At 69.4% G+C, this 17,160-nt stretch carries 19 protein-coding genes; 6 read left to right on the top strand and 13 right to left on the bottom strand.

Going from position 1 to position 17,160, the window contains the following annotated elements:
• The coding region (locus tag AB0389_RS24900; RefSeq protein ID WP_366397728.1) for a DUF397 domain-containing protein at positions 1-177 on the bottom strand (177 nt) is incomplete at its 3' end.
• Complete coding sequence (locus tag AB0389_RS24905) at positions 174-1,058, bottom strand: helix-turn-helix transcriptional regulator (protein WP_366397729.1); 885 nt, start codon at positions 1,056-1,058, stop codon at positions 174-176. The genes AB0389_RS24900 and AB0389_RS24905, both read right to left, overlap by 4 nt.
• Before the next feature lie 247 nt (positions 1,059-1,305).
• On the opposite strand from AB0389_RS24905, the gene AB0389_RS24910 reads away from it, so the two are divergent.
• The 3 genes from AB0389_RS24910 (at position 1,306) to AB0389_RS24920 (ending at position 3,827) form a co-directional block, all read left to right on the top strand.
• Positions 1,306-2,118, top strand: coding sequence for an SDR family oxidoreductase (locus tag AB0389_RS24910; RefSeq protein ID WP_366397690.1), 813 nt, complete (start codon positions 1,306-1,308; stop codon positions 2,116-2,118).
• Between the two features lie 124 nt (positions 2,119-2,242).
• Positions 2,243-3,235: a zinc-binding dehydrogenase gene (locus AB0389_RS24915; protein WP_366397691.1), complete on the top strand. Its 993-nt coding sequence runs from the start codon at positions 2,243-2,245 to the stop codon at positions 3,233-3,235.
• Between the two features lie 43 nt (positions 3,236-3,278).
• Positions 3,279-3,827 carry a TetR family transcriptional regulator gene (locus AB0389_RS24920; RefSeq protein WP_366397692.1) on the top strand — a complete coding sequence of 183 codons (549 nt, stop codon included), beginning with the start codon at positions 3,279-3,281 and terminating at the stop codon, positions 3,825-3,827.
• Positions 3,828-3,902: 75 nt separating this feature from the next.
• Here the strand turns inward: AB0389_RS24920 and AB0389_RS24925 are convergent, their stop codons facing one another.
• The 5 genes from AB0389_RS24925 to AB0389_RS24945 form a co-directional block, all read right to left on the bottom strand.
• Positions 3,903-4,253 carry a hypothetical protein gene (locus AB0389_RS24925; RefSeq protein ID WP_366397693.1) on the bottom strand — a complete coding sequence of 117 codons (351 nt, stop codon included), beginning with the start codon at positions 4,251-4,253 and terminating at the stop codon, positions 3,903-3,905.
• 9 nt (positions 4,254-4,262) lie between these two features.
• Positions 4,263-4,535, bottom strand: a complete 273-nt coding sequence (locus tag AB0389_RS24930) for a hypothetical protein (RefSeq protein ID WP_366397694.1) — start codon at positions 4,533-4,535, stop codon at positions 4,263-4,265.
• A gap of 136 nt (positions 4,536-4,671) precedes the next feature.
• Positions 4,672-5,274, bottom strand: a complete 603-nt coding sequence (locus AB0389_RS24935) for a response regulator transcription factor (protein ID WP_366397695.1) — start codon at positions 5,272-5,274, stop codon at positions 4,672-4,674.
• Positions 5,275-5,291: 17 nt separating this feature from the next.
• Complete coding sequence (locus AB0389_RS24940) at positions 5,292-5,537, bottom strand: hypothetical protein (RefSeq protein WP_366397696.1); 246 nt, start codon at positions 5,535-5,537, stop codon at positions 5,292-5,294.
• Positions 5,538-5,928: 391 nt separating this feature from the next.
• Complete coding sequence (locus AB0389_RS24945) at positions 5,929-6,720, bottom strand: RHS repeat-associated core domain-containing protein (protein WP_366397697.1); 792 nt, start codon at positions 6,718-6,720, stop codon at positions 5,929-5,931.
• A 47-nt stretch (positions 6,721-6,767) separates the two neighbouring features.
• Here AB0389_RS24945 and AB0389_RS24950 point away from each other — a divergent pair, with 47 nt between their 5' ends.
• Positions 6,768-8,081 (top strand): histidine kinase, encoded by a 1,314-nt coding sequence (locus AB0389_RS24950; protein ID WP_366397698.1) that lies wholly within the window; start codon positions 6,768-6,770, stop codon positions 8,079-8,081.
• A gap of 162 nt (positions 8,082-8,243) precedes the next feature.
• Here the strand turns inward: AB0389_RS24950 and AB0389_RS24955 are convergent, their stop codons facing one another.
• The 5 genes from AB0389_RS24955 to AB0389_RS24975 all read right to left on the bottom strand — a co-directional run bounded on the left by AB0389_RS24955 (position 8,244) and on the right by AB0389_RS24975 (position 12,721).
• A complete protein-coding gene (locus tag AB0389_RS24955; RefSeq protein WP_366397730.1) occupies positions 8,244-9,200 on the bottom strand; it encodes a glycine betaine ABC transporter substrate-binding protein in 957 nt (318 codons plus the stop codon).
• Positions 9,201-9,268: 68 nt separating this feature from the next.
• Positions 9,269-10,153, bottom strand: coding sequence for an ABC transporter permease (locus AB0389_RS24960; RefSeq protein ID WP_366397699.1), 885 nt, complete (start codon positions 10,151-10,153; stop codon positions 9,269-9,271).
• Complete coding sequence (locus AB0389_RS24965; RefSeq protein WP_366397731.1) at positions 10,150-11,472, bottom strand: betaine/proline/choline family ABC transporter ATP-binding protein; 1,323 nt, start codon at positions 11,470-11,472, stop codon at positions 10,150-10,152. Before AB0389_RS24965 ends, AB0389_RS24960 begins: the two co-directional genes overlap by 4 nt.
• A gap of 43 nt (positions 11,473-11,515) precedes the next feature.
• Positions 11,516-12,163: an ABC transporter permease gene (locus AB0389_RS24970; RefSeq protein ID WP_366397700.1), complete on the bottom strand. Its 648-nt coding sequence runs from the start codon at positions 12,161-12,163 to the stop codon at positions 11,516-11,518.
• A complete protein-coding gene (locus AB0389_RS24975) occupies positions 12,164-12,721 on the bottom strand; it encodes an Lrp/AsnC family transcriptional regulator (RefSeq protein ID WP_366397701.1) in 558 nt (185 codons plus the stop codon). It lies immediately after the preceding gene.
• A 236-nt stretch (positions 12,722-12,957) separates the two neighbouring features.
• Here AB0389_RS24975 and hppD point away from each other — a divergent pair, with 236 nt between their 5' ends.
• Positions 12,958-14,037 (top strand): 4-hydroxyphenylpyruvate dioxygenase, encoded by a 1,080-nt coding sequence (gene hppD / locus AB0389_RS24980; RefSeq protein ID WP_366397732.1) that lies wholly within the window; start codon positions 12,958-12,960, stop codon positions 14,035-14,037.
• 56 nt (positions 14,038-14,093) lie between these two features.
• Here hppD and AB0389_RS24985 read toward each other — a convergent pair whose 3' ends face one another.
• Entirely contained in the window at positions 14,094-15,644 is a 1,551-nt protein-coding gene (locus AB0389_RS24985) for a tetratricopeptide repeat protein (RefSeq protein WP_366397702.1), read from the bottom strand.
• A gap of 97 nt (positions 15,645-15,741) precedes the next feature.
• On the opposite strand from AB0389_RS24985, the gene AB0389_RS24990 reads away from it, so the two are divergent.
• Positions 15,742-17,109: an FAD-linked oxidase C-terminal domain-containing protein gene (locus tag AB0389_RS24990; protein ID WP_366397703.1), complete on the top strand. Its 1,368-nt coding sequence runs from the start codon at positions 15,742-15,744 to the stop codon at positions 17,107-17,109.
• Positions 17,110-17,160 lie beyond the last annotated feature (51 nt).

Genomic DNA, 17,160 nt, shown 5'->3' on the forward strand with positions numbered 1-17,160 from the left:
GTCCCAGGCGGTGGGGTTGAAGTCGAGGTGGGGGAGGTGGATGTCTTTGGTGTCGCGGACGTGGATGGTGCGGGAGGTGGCGGCGACCTCGACGCATGAGGGGCCGTCGGCCGAGCTGTAGCTGCTCTTGAACCAGTTCAGCCCGGAACCATCCTCAGTAGGAGGCTTGGTGGTCATGTCTCTCCCAGTGCTTCCTCGATGAAGGCCAGCGACTCCCGAGGGGCGAGAGCCTGCGCTCGGATAATCCCATAGCGCATGTCGAGAATTTGGGCCTCTTTCTGATCAGAGATCACCCGGCTGACGAGCTGGACCTCGTTCAGGCCGACCATCTTGCTGTCACGGAGCTTGAGCAGCCGGAACGGACCATCAAGGCCCGCGTTGTCTTCACGGCTCAGAGGCAGCACCTGAAGGTCCACGTTCCGTAGCTTGCCCACCTCCAGCAGGTGTTCGAGCTGCTGTCGCATCACCATTCTGCCCCCGACGGGGCGGCGCAGCGTCGCTTCGCACAGTACGAAACTGAAGACCGGTTGCGCCTTGGTCGCGTCGATGATCGCCTGACGCGCCATCCGAGCGGTCACTCGACGCTCCAACTCCTCCACGGTGAACAACGGCCGTCGTGTGCCGAATACGGCCCGCGCGTACGCCTCGGTCTGCAACAGGCCGTCGATGACGGAGTTGTTGTACGAGCCCAGCTCGACCGCCTCGGCCTCCAGTTTCTTCACGTCCCTGACCTTCTTGGGATACCTGGCCTCGGCCACGTCCTGCTTCATCGCGGCGATCCTGCCGCCCGCCTTCAGGACCTTGTCCGCCTTGTCCAGGAACTCCGGTCTGGGGATGCGTTTTCCGGCCTCGACCTTGTAGACCTGGTTCTCGCCGTACCCGATCGCCACCCCGAACTCGGGCTGGCTCAGGCCCTCCGCCATGCGCCAGAGCTTGATCTGCCGGCCCACCGCCGCGATGACCCCGGCGGAGTCCTCGTCGGAGTCCGGCTCCCAGTCCGGTTCGTCCGTGCCTTCCGTCCCCTCCGCCGCACCACTGTCCGTACCGCCGCTGTCCACGCCCACTGCGTACACCTCCGAAACGAGACCTCGCTACGTAACCCCCTCGCCCCTGCGAAAGGTCACGCCGTGCGACCCGGACAGAACCCGGACAACGACCCGGACAACACCCGGACAGAGAGACGGCGGGGAGTCCTAGGCCGAAGGTCTCCTTCCCCTTTCCACGAACGCCTTGTGATGATGTCGACAGGCCCGGACGGTCATCCGCGAGAGACCAACAACCCCCAGAGCAGCAGCAGGCATTCGCATGAGCTTCGAACAACAGCGCGTCGTCATCACCGGCGCGTCCCGCGACTTCGGCCGGACTCTGGCCATCCGTTTCGCCCAGCAGGGGGCTGAGGTCTTCGTGTCCTCCCGTAGCCGGGAGGCATCGCTGCGCGTGGCAGGGGAGATACGGGACCTCGGCCACGCGCGCGTACACGCCTTCGCCTGCGACCTGGCCGATGCCGCCTCGATCCGGCGGTTCGCCGCCGAACTGGCCGAACGTACCGACCGGGTGGACGTACTGGTCAACAACGGCGCCCGCTGGCTGGAGGGGCCGGATCTGCTCTCCGCCAGTGACGAGGACGTGATCGACACCATCGCCTCCGGGGCCACCGGCACGGTCCTGATGGTGAAGCGCCTGCTGCCGCTGCTGCTCGCGTCCGATCGGCCGGACGTGGTCAACATGATCTCCGCCGCCGGGCTCCCCGCCCACCAGCGCTCCGACGCGCACGACGCCTTCTACGCGGCGAAGAGCGCACAGGCCGGCTTCGCCGACATCCTCTCCAAGCGGCTGCGCCCCCAAGGGGTACGGGTCATCTCGCTCTACCCGCCGGACTTCCACAACCCGGATCCGCTCTCCCCGCAGTGGGAGAGCACCCCGCGCGGCTCCGGCGACATGCTGACGGCCCACTCGCTCGTGGAGTGCGTACTCTTCGCGCTCGGACAGCCCCGGGACTGCTTCATCAAGGCGTTCCACTTCGAGCAGGCCCCCGTACAACCCGGACAGAACCCGGACAAGGACTCGGGGTCGACCCCCGGACAAGGCCCCGGACGTCTCATTGGTCATTCTTATTGACAATACGGTTCAACGGTGTTGAGACTGGGGGCACCGGTTCAACGCTGTTGAACCGGTTGGTTCCAACGGAAGGACCGCGATGAGAGCCGCATACGTACTCGGTGGAGAACTGCTCGTCGGAGAGGTGGACAAGCCGGCGCCCGGTGACGGCCAGGTTCTCGTACGCATCAACGCCTGCGCGATCTGTGCGTCCGACCTTCATTTCCTGCGGGGCGGGGAAAAGATGGTCGAGCTCTCCCGCGAGCTGGGCGGACCGTACGCGAGTCTCGATCTGGAGAAGAAGGTTGTCCTCGGGCACGAATTCGTCGGTGAGATCGTCGAGTACGGCCCGAACAGCCGCGAATCGATCAAAGTGGGCGCGCGGGTGGTGGCCGTGCCCGTCATCATGAACTCCGGCGGTCAGTCCGTTATCGGATTCGACAACAACTATCCCGGCGGTTTCAGCGAGTACGCGGTGCTCGACGAGAAGTTCATCCTTGAGGTTCCCGAGGGCGTCGACGACGATGCGGCCGCGCTGGTCGAACCCCTGGCCGTCGGCATCGAGCACGCCCGTTCCGGTGAGCCGTCCGTTGACGACGTCGCGGTGGTCGTGGGATGCGGGGCCATCGGGCTCGGCGTCATCGCCGGGCTGAAGCTCACCGGAGTGACGGCCATCGTCGCCGTCGACTTCTCGGAGTCGAGGCGGCGGCTCGCCCTGGAGATGGGCGCCACCCTCGCGATCGACCCTCGGGAAAGGTCGCCCTATGAGGCGATTCCCGAGCTGGACGGCCGGCGTACGACCATCGTCTATGAGTGCGTCGGTGTAAAGGGTCTGCTCAACGAGATCATCAACTCGGTCGGGTACAACACCAAGATCGTGATGGGTGGATATTCGATGGCGGCCGAGGAGATTTATATCTTCACCGCCCAGAACAAGCACCTGAAGGTGTATTTCGCGTCCGGTGAAACACCCGACGATATGTCTCTGGCGCTCAAGTCCATTGCCGACGGTACGACCGACGTCAGGCCCTGGCTCGCTCCTCGGCGCATCGGGCTGTCCGGTCTGAAGCAGGCGCTCGAAAGCTCGACGGAGTCGTCCGCCCCCATCCGTACGATCGTCGATCCGCTGCTGCCATGAGACGACACAGCGAGCGGCACGAGTTCGCCGGCGGTGCGCCGTGGTGACCGAGGACGGGCCCACCGCGCGTGAGGCCATCTGGCGGGCGGCCACAACTCTCTTCCTGGGGCGCGGCTACGGCCTCACCTCGGTACGGGCCATCGCCCGTGACGCGGGCGTGGATCCGGCGCTCGTTCTGCACTACTTCGGTTCGAAGGAGGCCCTGTTCCTCGAAACCATGGCCGCCGCTCTGAAGGACCGGCTGGTCTTCAGTGAGCCCGTCGAACGGCTTGGCGAGCACTTCATCCGGCATCTCCTCAACTCGGACGCCGAGCACCGGAGCATCCTTCTGGCGCTCGTTCGCGCGAGTGATGCCGATGGCATTCAGGGCCGGCTTCGCGAAGTTCACGAGCACACGTTCGTCGCCCCGCTCCGCGAGCGTCTCACGGGTCCCGACGTCGAGATCCGCACTCGGCTTGCCGGTGCTCTCGTCGGTGGACTGCTGTACGCGCTCTGGGTGGTCGGCGACGAGAAGCTCGCTGCCATCGATCATGAGGAGATCACCGTTCGTTACGGCGCTCTGCTCCAGCAATTGCTCGACCCGGGAGTCTGACCACCACGCACCCGGCCGCCGCGTGCACCGTCCCACCCAGGTGGGGGCGGTGCACGCGCCTCCGTACGCCCCTCCTCAGAGCCAGCGCCGGGCCGCCTCGACGCCGTCTCCGGTGCTGGTGTCGAAGGCGATGGCGGCCTGGGGTGCGTACCGGCGGGCCAGGTTCAGGACGCGTTCGAACTGGATGAGGGACTGCTCGGGCCTGCGGATTCCGGCGCCGATGAGGACGACGTCCCAGGGGCGGTCGGTCAGCTGCGTCACGAGGGCCGGCTCGGTGGCATCGTCCGTGGTGATGAGGGCGGCGGCCGTATCGATGCCGAGTCCCTCGAACCGGGCCATCTCCAGGTCGAGTGCCTTGAGGAGGACGTCGGCGTCGATGCCGGTGACAGTGTGTGGGTCATGGTCAACAATCAGTACGGATGACATGCGGCCAACCTACTGAACTCCGGCCGCGGAGCGAGGACGTTCCCCGGCATCGGCCACCTCGCGATCGGCTCCCGCGCCGGTGCCTGCCACTGAGGCGGGCGGGCGGATGGCCCGGTGGACGCAGCGGGCGCCGACCAGCGCTCCGACGCACGCCGGCACGAAGTGCAGCAGCAGCCACCCGTTCCATAAGAGCACGCTGATCACGGCCGTCACGTGCACCGCCGCCGCCAGCGCGTACACCGCGGCCAGCTCCCATGCCGTCCGTCTTGTCCAGCCGTTCATCCGTCCCTGTCCCCGTCCCCGTACTCAACACATCACGCACAGCACGCACAACACGCTTGCTACGAAAGCTAATTGATCATGATCGCGGCTCTTCGGGAAGTGAGATTGTCACGACCTCGCGCTGTTCCCGGCCGGGTCAGATCCAGCCGTTGCGCTCGCCTATCCGGATCGCGTCGACCACCGTTCTGGCGTTCAGCTTGCCCACCGCCGAGGAGAGTCGGTTGCGTACCGTCCCCACGCTCAGGAACAGTTCGGCCGCGATGGCCCGGGTGTCCGCCCCGCTCGCGGTCAGGGCCAGCACCTCCGTCTCGCGCTCCGTCAGCGGACTGGCCGCGGGCTCGGCCGCCGCCTGTACGCCCGGGTCGATCACGCGGGAGCCGGCCGCGACCCTGCGTACCGCGTCGGCCAGTGCCTGGGGCGATACCGTCTTGAGCAGATACCCGTGTACGCCCGCCTCCAGCGCGCGCCACAGATGACCCGGCAGGTCGAGCGCGGTGAGGATCAGGGCCCGGGACGCGGGGGAGTGTTCCGCCAGCCGCGCGGCGACGTTGATGCCGTCCATGTCCGGCAGGTCGATGTCGAGCAGGACGACATCGGGCCGGAGCCGGGCGATCTCGGCCAGTGCCGTCGCGCCGGTCCCGGCTCCTCCCACCACCTCGATGCCCATCGCACGGTCGAGAACCGCGGCCAGTCCCGCCCGGACCACCGTGTGATCCTCCACCACAAACACTTTGATCATGCGGTGATTGTGACGGGCTACGGCTCCTCCTTGGCCGGACGGCCGCCCGCGAGCCGGGCCCTGACCCGCCTCGCCCACGCCTCCGAGGGCCAGACCACCGGTGACAGAAAGAGGAACGCGGCTATCAGCGTTATCGGGACGATGAAGGTGACGCTTGAGATGAAGCGGCCATAGCCGGAGGTCCACTCCGCCCAGCTGCCTTGGTTGAAGACCAGGCCCAGGAGAGGGCCTGTGACCAGAAGGGCGAGCAGGGTCGTGGCCACAATGCCGAGGAAAGCGGTAATCCGCCACCCGAATCCCGTGGGCTTAAGGTCCTCGCCGGGGAGTACCAGACCTGGAGACAACCGGCGTTGCAGAAACGGCCGGAGGACCACCAGCCAGAGGACTGTCACCCAGCCCCATACCGGAAAGCCGTCGAGAAGGCTGTCCCGGGCGCCGTCCCATCCCGTCCTGATTCCCTGGCCGGACAGCCCCACCCAGGCGACCCACAGGGTGGAAGAGGCCACAGCCACCCGGTTCGCTGTGCGGACGTCGGGGGTTCGATGGTTCACTACTCTCCTACTGCTCGTGAATCCGCGCTCCGCTCCGGAACGCGGGAGGCAGCGGGTGGGCCGACCTATTGGCCGGCCCACCGGCCGGATCACCCGGACTGCGTCAGCATCTGCCGCGCAGGGCATACCGGGCCACACCTATTCCAGCACCCACTCCGTACATCCCGGCTTGCAGTCGACCGGCGCTGTAGTTGGTGAACAGACCGACGCCGGCCCAGGCGCCGCCGTACCTCATACCGCAGAACGCCGCTTGTCGGTAGCTGAGCGGACCCCTGTAGATCCCGGTGCGCGCCCTCGTCGTCGTGTACCGCTGCAGCCGCCGGGTCTGCTTGTCGAAGCGGCGCAGCGACTTGAACGCGCGGTACCCCGTCCGCGCCGCCTTGTACGCCTTGCGGCAGTGCTTCCAGCAGGCCCAGCCGACACGTGCGGCGGCGATGACGACCGGTACCCACTCGCCGCTCAGGTCCAGCTTGTTGACCGGGTCGGCGGAGGTGTACTCGTACGCGTTGGAACTGCCGCCGTACACCGGGTCGACCGAGAGGAAGCGGCCCGTCGCCGGGTTGTAGAGGCGCTTGCCCATGAGGGTCAGTTCCGTGGGCGTCTCGGCGGAGCGCTGCTTGGCGCCGAGCCGTGCCGGCGCCCGCGTTGCCGCACGTGAAGGTGTAGGCGAGTTCGCCCTGCGAGGGAAGCACCCTGCCACTCCTCGGCCGAACTCACACGTGCTGACATGGTGGGACAACTCTCTGTTGAGGACCAGTACCTCAGACGATCCAAGTGCCCCGCCGGATCGCCGGGTAGTGAGTTCTTCACCTGTTTCCGGGCAACCATGGGCGGTGCCACCCTGTCTGCACATCGGTGGTGTCAACACGGCCGCCGCTACGGGGGAGAGGCGCATCGGTGATCAAACGTTCAGTCCGAACGGGAGGACCCAGGAGAGCCACGGTGCTGCCGCAGGGCGTCGGGGTGGCCTTCGGCTCGCTGACGGTCCTGGTGGGCGCGTCCATCCTGCTCACCGTGCTGGAGATCCTCGGCACGCCGCTCGGCGCGGTCAGCAGACGTTCCGTCGTCACCGCGCTGACGCTGCTCGTCCTGATGCCCGCCGTCCTGCTCGGCCAGTACGCGCTGCCGCCCTACCGGCTGCCCTACCGCTGGCGCTGGGGGCTGCTCGGGCTGCAGTTCGTGCTCACGTACCTGCCGCTGCTGGTCTTCCACCACCGCTGGGTGAGCCTGCTCGGCTTCCTGGCCGGCGCCGTTCTGCTGACGCTTCCGCCGCCGTCCTCCGTGCTCGTCGCGTCCGTCGTCCTCGGGAGCGGACCCGCGCTGATGCACATGGGGGCCATCGCCACGCACCGGTCCCCGCTGGAGTGCCTGCTCGCCAACGTGGTCACCGCCACCAGCGTCTTCGCGGTGGCCCATCTGGCCCTGCTCACCGCCCGGCTGCACGGCTCCCGGAGCCAGTCGGCGCATGTGGCACGTCAGCGGGAGCGCGCGCGGATAGCGCGTGACCTGCACGATCTGCTCGGGTCCTCGCTCGTCGCGATCGCCGCGCAGAGCGAGCTGGCCCGGCGCGACACCCCGCGGGACGCGCCCGCGTACCGGGCGTTCGGCGAGATTGCCGCGCTCGCCCGGCGGAGCCACGAGGAGATGCGGTCCCTGAGCCGCGACGGCTATGCCGCCACCCTGGAGTCCGAACTCAGCCATACGCGAGGGCTGCTCACCGGCGCGGGCATCGCCGTACAGATCTCGCCGCTGCCGGGATGCGAACGGCCGCTGGAGATCGCGGAGTGCCTGAACGCGGTGCTCAGGGAGGCCATCGGCAACGTACTGCTGCACAGCCGCGCGACGCGCTGTGCGATAGACGTGGCGTGGACGGACGCGGCGGGCGGGGCGGACGGGACGGACGCGGTGGGTGGGACGGGCGGGACGGACAGGACGGGTGGGACGGGCGCGGTGGGCGCGGCGGTTGCGGCTCATGCGGTGGTCGGCCCCGGGGGGATCCGGCTGACGGTACGCAACGACGGTGCGCCGTCCGCCACTTCACCGGGGAGCGCCCCGGGCGGCAGCGGACTGGCCGGCCTGGCGAACCGGGTGACGGCGCTGGGCGGTCACTTGGCGACGTGGCAGGAGGACGGGGAGTTCGTCCTGGTCGCCGTGCTACCGGCCGCACCGGTGCGGCCGGGCTCCGGGGCCGTTCGGGGTGCTACTCCGGTTGCGTCACCGTCAGGGCCCACCGGATTTCCCGCGCCGAGGCGTTGACGCCTACCGTGAACCTGCTGCGACTCCATCGTCACCCGCAGACTGCCGCCTCCCTCGCAGGCCACCGTGAGCGTGGTCGACAGGCGAGGCGGCGGCAGTGGCGGCCCCTTCCCAGCGACCCGCGCCAACCGGCCCACCCCCGACATGCACCCCACACAGGCCCTAGCCCTTCCTGATGAAGCCCTCCTTGATCAGCCACTCCTTCGCCACGTTGTGCGGGTCCTCGCCCGCCACGTCCACCCGGGCGTTCAGCTCCTGGGCGACCTTTGTGTTCAGCCGTTTCGAGAGCGGGTCGAGAAGCTCCGCGATCTGCGGGTGCTTCTTGTAGGTCGCCGCGTGGATGACCGGGGCCGCGTTGTAGAGGGGGAAGAAGTGCCGGTCGTCGGCGAGGATGTCGAGGTGCAGCGCCGGGATGCGGCCGTCCGTGGTGAAGACCTCGCCCAGCAGGCAGGCGCCCTTGGCCACCTGGGTGTAGACGATTCCGGCGTCCATCTTCTTGATCTGGGAAGCGGACAGGGGCATGTCGTACGCCTTCCGCATGCCGGTGAGGCCGTCGTCGCGGGAGGCGAATTCGTTCTCCACGCAGACGCTGACCGCCGACGGGTCCTTCCGCGCCAGCGCCGCCGCGTCCGAGAGCGTTCTGAGCTTGTACTTCTTGTTGTTGGCCTGGTTGATACCCAGCGAGTACGTGTTGTTGAGGGTGGACTGCGGCAGCCAGACCACGCCGTGCGCGCGGTCGGCGTCGCGGACGGCCGTCCACTGCTTTTGGCTGTTCTGGATCGGCTTCTCGTGACCCAGATAGGTGATCCACGCCGTGCCCGTGTACTCGTACATCGCGTCGGCGTCGCCCTTGACGATCGCCTCGCGCGCGCTGATCGAACCGGGGAGGTTCGTACGGTCCAGGACCTCCGCGCCCGCCGCCTTGAAGATCAGGCCGATCATCTCGCCGAGGATGATGTTCTCGCTGAAGTTCTTCGAGGTGACCGTCAGCGACGCGCCCTTCAGCGGTCTGCCCGCGCCGAGCCGGCCCGGCTGCACGTTGTCCACCATCGGGGAGCCGCTCTTCAGGCCGCAGCCCGCCACGGACGCCAGCCCCGCCAGCCCCGTCAGCGCTGCCAGAGTCGCCAGACAGGTGCTCAGGAGTGGGGACGGCCCCGGCTTCCGCCCCTGACCCGGCCGCCCGCGCATCAGATTTCCTCCAGTCCGTGCGGGGTCAGGACGACCTCCACCAGCGAGGCCAGCCAGTCCACGATCAGCGCCAGGCACACCGTCAGTACGGAACCGATGATCAGCACCGGCATCCGCTGCGTCTGGATCCCCGAGGTGATCAGGTCGCCGAGCCCGCCGCCCCCGCCGAACGTCGCCAGCGTCGCCGTACCGACGTTCAGGACGAGGGCCGTCCGTACCCCCGCGAGGATCAGCGGCACCGCCAGCGGCAGTTCCACCTTCGCCAGCGTGCCCCGCCCCGACATGCCGATGCCCTTGGCCGCCTCCACCAGGCCCGGATCGATGGCCCGCAGCCCGGCCACCGTATTGGCGAGCACCGGCAGTACGGCGTACACGACCATCCCCGCGATGGCCGTCGACGGCCCGATCCCCAGCCAGATCACCAGCAGCGCCAGCAGCCCGATTGCGGGCGCCGCCTGCCCGATGTTGGCGAGCGCCGTGACCGCCGGCGCGGCCTTCTGCAGCGCGGGCCGGGTCAGCGCGATACCCAGCGGCAGCGCGATGACCAGCACCCAGAACGTCGAGATCGCCGTCAGCTGGATGTGCTGCCACAGCCGCAGCTGCACATTGCCCCCGCTCAGCGAGTTCCTGGCGATCGAGTCGAGGTGGGTATCGCTGACGTACAGCCAGGTCAGCAGCAGGATCACGACGACCGCCCCCGGCACCGTCACCAGCTTCCGCCAGGTGATCCGGCGCCGCAGCCCTCTGATCCGCGCACCGCGCAGTCCGACGGCCGGGTCGGGTGCCGGGCCGCTGGGCGGCGACGGAGTGGGGTCCTCCGCCTCCTCCCAGGGCGGCCGGTCGGGCGGCGGCGGGCCGCCACTCCACCGCGTGGCCGCGTTCATGCGCTCGTTCCGCCGGTCTCGTCCACCCTGCTGGCGCCACCCGGCTCACCCGGCTCGCCCGGACCGTCCTCCGGCTCACCCGGCCCGTCGTCCCGCAGCAGCTCCGCCTGCTCGTGCTGGTGCTCGAACGCGGCCAGCCGGTCCGCCTCCAGCATCTCGTGCACCGAGTTGATCAGCGTCTCCATGTCGACCACCCCGATGTACTCCCCGCGCCGCCCCGTCACCGCGACCCGCCCGCCGCTGTCGATCAGGACCGCCTCCAGCGCGTCGCGCAGGGTCGCGTCCCTGGTCACCGTGTCGTGCACCAACTGGCCCGCGCGCGCCAGCGATCCCTTGGCGCGCATCAGGTCGCCGCGCCGCAGCCACTTGTACGGACGGTTCCTGCGGTCCAGCATCAGCAGCTCGTTGTGCGGGCCCGCGCGCAGCTTGTTGAAGATCGACTGGAGCGGGTCGTCGACGGTCACGGTCGGGAAGTCGGCGATCTCCACCTCCCGTACCCGCGTCAGATTCAGCCGCTTCAGCGCCGCGCCCGCCCCCACGAAACCGGAGACGAAGTCGTCCGCCGGATTGGTGAGGAGCGCCTCCGGTGTGTCGAACTGCGCGATCTGCGACCGCTCCCGCAGCACCGCGATCCGGTCCCCGAGCTTGATCGCCTCGTCGAAGTCGTGCGTGACGAACACGATCGTCTTGTGCAGCTCGTGCTGGAGCCGGATCAGCTCGTCCTGGAGATGGTCGCGGGTGATCGGGTCGACCGCGCCGAACGGCTCGTCCATCAGCAGTACGGGCGGATCCGCCGCCAGCGCCCGCGCCACCCCCACCCGCTGCTGCTGCCCGCCCGACAGCTGGCGCGGATAGCGGCCGTGGAACTCGCGCGGATCGAGCCCGACCAGATCGAGCATCTCCTCGACCCGGTCCCGTACGCGGGACTTGGACCAGCCGACCATCTTCGGTACGAGCGCGATGTTCTCGGCGACCGTCATGTGCGGGAAGAGGCCGGACGACTGGATCGCGTAGCCGACCCTGCGGCGCAGCTTCACCGGGTCGATATCGGTGACGTCCTCGTCGCCGATGGTGATCCGGCCGCTGGTCGGCTCGATCAGCCGGTTGATCATCTTGAGGGTGGTCGACTTGCCGCAGCCCGACGGGCCCACCAGGATCACCGTCTCGCCGGGCCTGATCTCCATGTGGACGTCGTCCACGGCCGGCTGCTTGCTGCCCGGATAGCGTTTGGTGAGTCCCTCCAGCAGGATGCCGGCCCCGGAACTGGACGACGCGGGCCGCGTCTCAGGCACCTCGGGTTTCTCACGCGTCCCGGGCACCTCACGTGTCTCCGGCACCTCGTGCGCCTCAGGCACCTCGTACTCAGACACGGATCCCCCTCGGGATGGTCAGTCTGCCGAGCAGGATGTACGCGGCATCGAAGAGCAGCGCCAGAATGACGATCCCGATCGTCCCCGCGAGCACCTGGTGCAGCGCGTTCGCACTGCCCAGCGAGGCGATCCCGCGGAAGATCTCATTGCCGAGACCCGGCCCCGAGGCGTACGCGGCGATCGCGGCGATCCCCATCAGCATCTGAGTGGAGACCCTGATCCCCGTAAGGATCGGCGGCCACGCCAGCGGCAGTTCGACCCGGAGCATCCGGGCCGTACGGGACATCCCGATGCCCTTGGCCGCGTCCACCAGCGCCGGATCCACCCCGCGCAGGCCGACGACGGTGTTACGGACGACCGGCAGCAGCCCGTACAGCGTCAGGGTGATCACGGTGGGGGCGACCCCGAGACCGACCACGGGGATCAGCAGGCCGATCGCGGCGAGGGAGGGGATGGTCAGCATCGAGGCGGTGGAGAGGATGGCGAGATTCCCGCCCCAGGAGCTGCGGTAGCTCACCACCCCGATCAGAACGCCCAGCGCGGTGGCGATCACCATGCACTGGAACACGGCGCTGACGTGCTGGAACGCGTCGGTGAGCAGCTGGCCGCGCTGGCTGTCCAGATAGCTCCAGAAACTCACTCATGCTCCTCTCGCACTCGCACTCGCACTCGCACTCGCACTCGCACTCGCACTCGCACTCGCACTCGCCGTCGTGCCGCCCGCCGCCCGTGCCGCCTGCTCCACCAGCGGGATGATCCGTAGGGGTACGGGGTTCTCCATGACGATCGCCGTGGAGGCCCGGACAATGCCATCAAACCCGACAACCCGGTCGATCACCCGCTGAAGATCGGCGTTCGAGCGGGCCACGAGCCGGCACAGCATGTCGCCCTGGCCGGTCGTGGTGTGCAGTTCGAGGACCTCGGGCACGGTCGTCAAGTGGGCCCGTACGGCGACCCCTTTCCCCTGCTTGATCTCCAGCGTGGCGAACGCCGTGACCGGATAGCCGAGGGCCGCCGGGTCGACCGTCGGGCCGAATCCCCGGATCACTCCATTCGACTGAAGGCGGTCCAGCCGCGCCTGTACGGTCCCGCGCGCCACCCCCAGCCGCCGCGACGCCTCCAGTACGCCGATCCGGGGCTCCCGTGCCAGCAGCACGATCAGCCTGCCGTCGAGTTCGTCGATGCCGTCGGTCCCCATGGGCCCTGTCTCCCGTCTCGCTGTCATGTCGCGCGTAAACATGGTCATCATGTGCAGACAGTCCCGCCATTCCGGCCTGTCGCTGTACAGATTGCCCAGTGAAAACATGAACTATTGCGCACCTTGTGAAGCGGCGGGACGCTGGCCCCATGGCTGACACCGCAGTGCACAGCGCCGCCGCCCCCGTCCCCTCGCGCCCTTCGCGCCCGGCCACCGACCCCTTCCCCGTCAAGGGGATGGACGCGGTCGTCTTCGCCGTCGGCAACGCCAAGCAGGCCGCGCACTACTACTCCACGGCCTTCGGCATGAAGCTGGTCGCCTACGCGGGACCGGAGAACGGCAGCCGCGAGACCGCCAGTTACGTCCTCCTCAACGGCGCGGCCCGGTTCGTGTTCACCTCGGTCATCAAGCCGTCCACCGAGTGGGGCCGCTTCCTCGCCGCGCATGTCGCCGCGCACGGTGACGGGGTCGTGGACCTCGCGATCGAGGTGCCGGACGCGCGGGTCGCGTACGCGTACGCCGTCGAGCACGGCGCGCGCGGTATCGAGGAGCCGTACGAGAGCAAGGACGAGCACGGGACCGTCGTCCGGGCCGTCATCGCCACGTACGGCGAGACCCGGCACACGCTGGTCGAGCGCTCCGGCTACGACGGCCCGTACCTGCCGGGCTTCGACGCCGCGGACCCGATCGTCGAGCCGCCCGCCCGCCGTACCTTCCAGGCCATCGACCACTGCGTGGGCAATGTCGAACTGGGCCGGATGAACGAATGGGTGGGCTTCTACAACAAGGTCATGGGCTTCACGAACATGAAGGAGTTCGTGGGCGACGACATCGCCACCGAGTACTCCGCGCTCATGTCGAAGGTCGTCGCGGACGGCACCCTCAAGGTCAAGTTCCCCATCAACGAGCCCGCGATCGCCAAGAAGAAGTCGCAGATCGACGAGTACCTGGAGTTCTACGGCGGCGCCGGCGTCCAGCACATCGCCCTCGCGACGAACGACATCGTCGCGTCCGTACGGGCGATGCGGGCGGCGGGCGTACGGTTCCTGGACACCCCCGACTCGTACTACGACACGCTCGGCGAGTGGGCGGGCGACACCCGGGTGCCGGTGGAGACGCTGCGCGAGCTGAAGATCCTGGTCGACCGGGACGAGGACGGCTATCTGCTCCAGATCTTCACCAAGCCTGTCCAGGACAGGCCGACGGTCTTCTTCGAGATGATCGAACGCCATGGCTCGATGGGCTTCGGCAAGGGCAACTTCAAGGCGCTCTTCGAGGCGATCGAGCGCGAGCAGGAGAAGCGCGGGAACCTTTGAGCAAGACAGGGGTACGGGGTACGGGCCGCCCGTACCCCGTACCCCTGCCGCTCCCGTTACGGTGAGGCCGATACCGACGCCTTCGGTGACGCCGACGCCTTCGGAGCCCCCGGCTTCCGCACCCGCGTCGGCGGCTCCGGCGGCGCCGTCGCGTCCATCTGCGCGGGCCCGCCCCCGGCCGGTTCGCCCAGCTCGTCGAGCGCGTCCAGCGCCCTCGGCACCAGCAGCGGCGAGAAGTGCGGATCGGTCCGCAGCGCCTCCTCGATATGGCGCCGGGCCGCCCCCTCCATCCCCAGCGACCGCTCGATCTCGCCCCGGTGGTACGCGAACAGCGCGTTCCGCACCCCCTGCTCCGACGCCTTCTTCGCGTACGGCAGCGCCTCCTTCTCCTGCCCGGCCCGGTACAGCGCCCACCCCAGCGCGTCCGCCACCGCCATGCTTCTGCGCCCCTCCTGCCACTCCGACTTCATCCGTAGCACCGCTGCCTGCGGATCGCCGTGGTCGGCCTCGTATCTGGCGAGGACCAGCTCCTCGTTCACCCCGTCCCGCTGGGCCGCCCCGGTCCGCGCGCGCAGGGCCGCGTACTGGGTACGGGCATCCCCGTCCAGGCCCATCGAGTCGTACAACTCGCCCAGCTCCAGGGCGTATTCGGGGCTCGGCAGCTTGCTCAGCGCCGACTGGTAGGCGCGGGCCGCCTCGTCCGTCCGCTCCAGCGCGGCCAGCGCCCGCGCCCGGCCCGCCAGCGCGGGTGCGTGGCCGCGGGTCACCGCGAGGGCCGCGTCGTAGTGGCCCAGCGCCTCGGTGTGCTCGCCGCGCTGCCCGGCCAGCTCGCCCAGGGCGCAGAGCGCCTGCGTCTTCTCGGCGGGCGAAGTGGCGCGCGCCACCGCCTCGGTCGCCTTCGCCTCCGCGTCCTCGCGCCAGCCCCGGTCCCGGTACACCTCCGCCGCACGGGTGAGAACCGGCGTGTCGGAGCGCAGCTCCTTCAGCTTGTCGAGCGCCTTTCCGGCCGCCGCGTAGTTGCCGAGACCCCGGTACGCCGTGACCAGGACGGGGTACGCCGTCCACTCGGCCGGTCGCTTCGCGCGCAGGCTCTCGCCCCAGCGCTTGGCGGCGGCGTAGTCGTGCCGGGCGTTGGCGAGCGCGCCGAGCCCGGCCAGCGCCCCGGGGTTGCCGCCGGCGGCGACCCCCTTCGCCTTGCCATCGGCCCCGGAGCCGGAGCCGGCCCCCGCTTCGAACCCCGCGCCCTCCGGCCGTACCGCCAGCGACTGCCGCAGCGCCCGTTCCGCCTTCGCGTAGTCCGCCGGATCGCCCAGTCCGGTCCCGCGCTCCACATACGCCGCGCCGAGCACCGCCCACGCCCCGCCGTCGTCCGGATGGTCCCGTACCCGGACCTCCCGGTCGCGGACCAGCGCCGCCAGATCCGGCAGGGCCGCCGGCGCCCCCGCGCCGACCGCCGCGAGCGCCCGTTCCTCGGGCCCTGGACCGGCCTGGCCAGGACCCGAGGAACGGGCGAACAGCAGCACACCCCCGACCAGTACGGCTCCCACCCCGGCCGCCAGCGCCGCCCTTCTGACCTGCCGGATCTGCTCCGTCTTCATGGCGTTCATACGGTTTACTGTGCGTCAATCCGAAGAGGGGGCCGGGGGTTGCCGGGGTGGATCGCGACGGGTTCACACCGATGGCCCCGGATGCGACGCTGGGCCCATGGATGATCTCCTCGCACAGCTGCGGTCCTGTCTCCCCGCCGACGCGCTGATCACCGATCCCGATGTCACGGCCTCCTACGCGCACGACATGGCGAGCTTCTGCGCGGCCGGCACGCCCGCCGTCGTCGTCCTGCCGCGCACGGTCGAACAGGTCCAGCACGTCATGCGCACCGCCACCGCGCTGCGCGTCCCCGTCGTCCCGCAGGGCGCCCGTACCGGGCTGTCCGGGGCCGCGAACGCCACGGACGGGTGCATCGTCCTGTCGCTGACGAAAATGGACCGGATCCTGGAGATCGGCCAGGTCGACCGGATCGCCGTCGTCGAGCCTGGCGTCGTCAACGCCACGCTCTCCCGCGCGGTCGCCGAGCTGGGCCTGTACTACCCGCCGGACCCCTCCAGCTGGGAGATGTGCACCATCGGCGGGAACATCGGCACGGCGTCGGGCGGCCTGTGCTGCGTCAAGTACGGCGTCACCGCGGAGTACGTCCTCGGGCTGGACGTCGTCCTCGCGGACGGCCGGCTGCTGACCACCGGACGCCGCACCGCCAAGGGCGTCGCCGGATACGACCTGACCCGGCTCTTCGTCGGCTCGGAGGGCAGCCTCGGCATCGTCGTCAAGGCCGTGCTGGCGCTCCGGCCGCGACCGCCCGCGCAGCTCGTGCTGGCCGCCGAGTTCCCGTCGGCCGCCGCCGCGTGCGACGCCGTCTGCCGGATCATGGAGCGCGGGCACACCCCGTCCCTCCTCGAACTGATGGACGGTACGACCGTACGGGCCGTCAACGCGATGACGCGGATGGGCCTCCCGGAGTCCACCGAGGCGCTGCTGCTCGCGGGCTTCGACACGCCGGACCCGGCGGCCGACCTCGCGGCGGTCGGCGAGCTGTGCGTGGCGGCGGGCGCCACCGAGGTGGTGCCCGCCGCGGACGCGGCCGAGTCCGAACTGCTGCTTCAGGCCCGCCGGCAGTCGCTGACCGCGCTGGAGGCCGTCAAGTCGGCCACCATGATCGACGACGTGTGCGTACCGCGCTCCCGGCTCGCCGCGATGCTCGACGGCACGGCGGCCATCGCCCGTAAGCACGACCTGACCATCGGCGTCTGCGCACACGCGGGCGACGGCAACACGCACCCCGTCGTCTGCTTCGACCAGGCCGACCCCGACGAATCCCGCAGGGCCCGCGCGTCGTTCGACGAGATCATGGCGCTCGGCCTCGAACTGGGCGGCACGATCACGGGGGAACACGGCGTGGGGGTGCTGAAGAAGGAGTGGCTCTCGCGCGAGCTGGGGCCGGTGGGGCTGGAGTTGCAGCGGGGGATCAAGCGGACGTTCGACCCGCTGGGCCTGCTCAACCCGGGCAAGCTGTTCTGAGAGGCGCGACGGGCATGACGGGTGTGACGGGCGTGACAGGTGTGTCCGGCG

Source organism: Streptomyces sp. NPDC093109 (assembly GCF_040701725.1).
Lineage (GTDB): Bacteria > Actinomycetota > Actinomycetes > Streptomycetales > Streptomycetaceae > Streptomyces.

Excerpts from the sequence above, each read along its gene's own strand:
- AB0389_RS24935 (WP_366397695.1), bottom strand. The coding sequence starts at position 5,274 with ATGATCAAAGTGTTTGTGGTGGAGGATCACACGGTGGTCCGGGCGGGA.
- AB0389_RS24990 (WP_366397703.1), top strand. The coding sequence starts at position 15,742 with ATGGATGATCTCCTCGCACAGCTGCGGTCCTGTCTCCCCGCCGACGCG.
- AB0389_RS24930 (WP_366397694.1), bottom strand. The coding sequence starts at position 4,535 with ATGAACGGCTGGACAAGACGGACGGCATGGGAGCTGGCCGCGGTGTAC.
- hppD (WP_366397732.1), top strand. The coding sequence starts at position 12,958 with ATGGACGCGGTCGTCTTCGCCGTCGGCAACGCCAAGCAGGCCGCGCAC.
- AB0389_RS24925 (WP_366397693.1), bottom strand. The coding sequence starts at position 4,253 with ATGTCATCCGTACTGATTGTTGACCATGACCCACACACTGTCACCGGC.
- AB0389_RS24975 (WP_366397701.1), bottom strand. The coding sequence starts at position 12,721 with ATGGGGACCGACGGCATCGACGAACTCGACGGCAGGCTGATCGTGCTG.
- AB0389_RS24945 (WP_366397697.1), bottom strand. The coding sequence starts at position 6,720 with ATGCGCCTCTCCCCCGTAGCGGCGGCCGTGTTGACACCACCGATGTGC.
- AB0389_RS24985 (WP_366397702.1), bottom strand. The coding sequence starts at position 15,644 with ATGAACGCCATGAAGACGGAGCAGATCCGGCAGGTCAGAAGGGCGGCG.
- AB0389_RS24960 (WP_366397699.1), bottom strand. The coding sequence starts at position 10,153 with ATGAACGCGGCCACGCGGTGGAGTGGCGGCCCGCCGCCGCCCGACCGG.
- AB0389_RS24910 (WP_366397690.1), top strand. The coding sequence starts at position 1,306 with ATGAGCTTCGAACAACAGCGCGTCGTCATCACCGGCGCGTCCCGCGAC.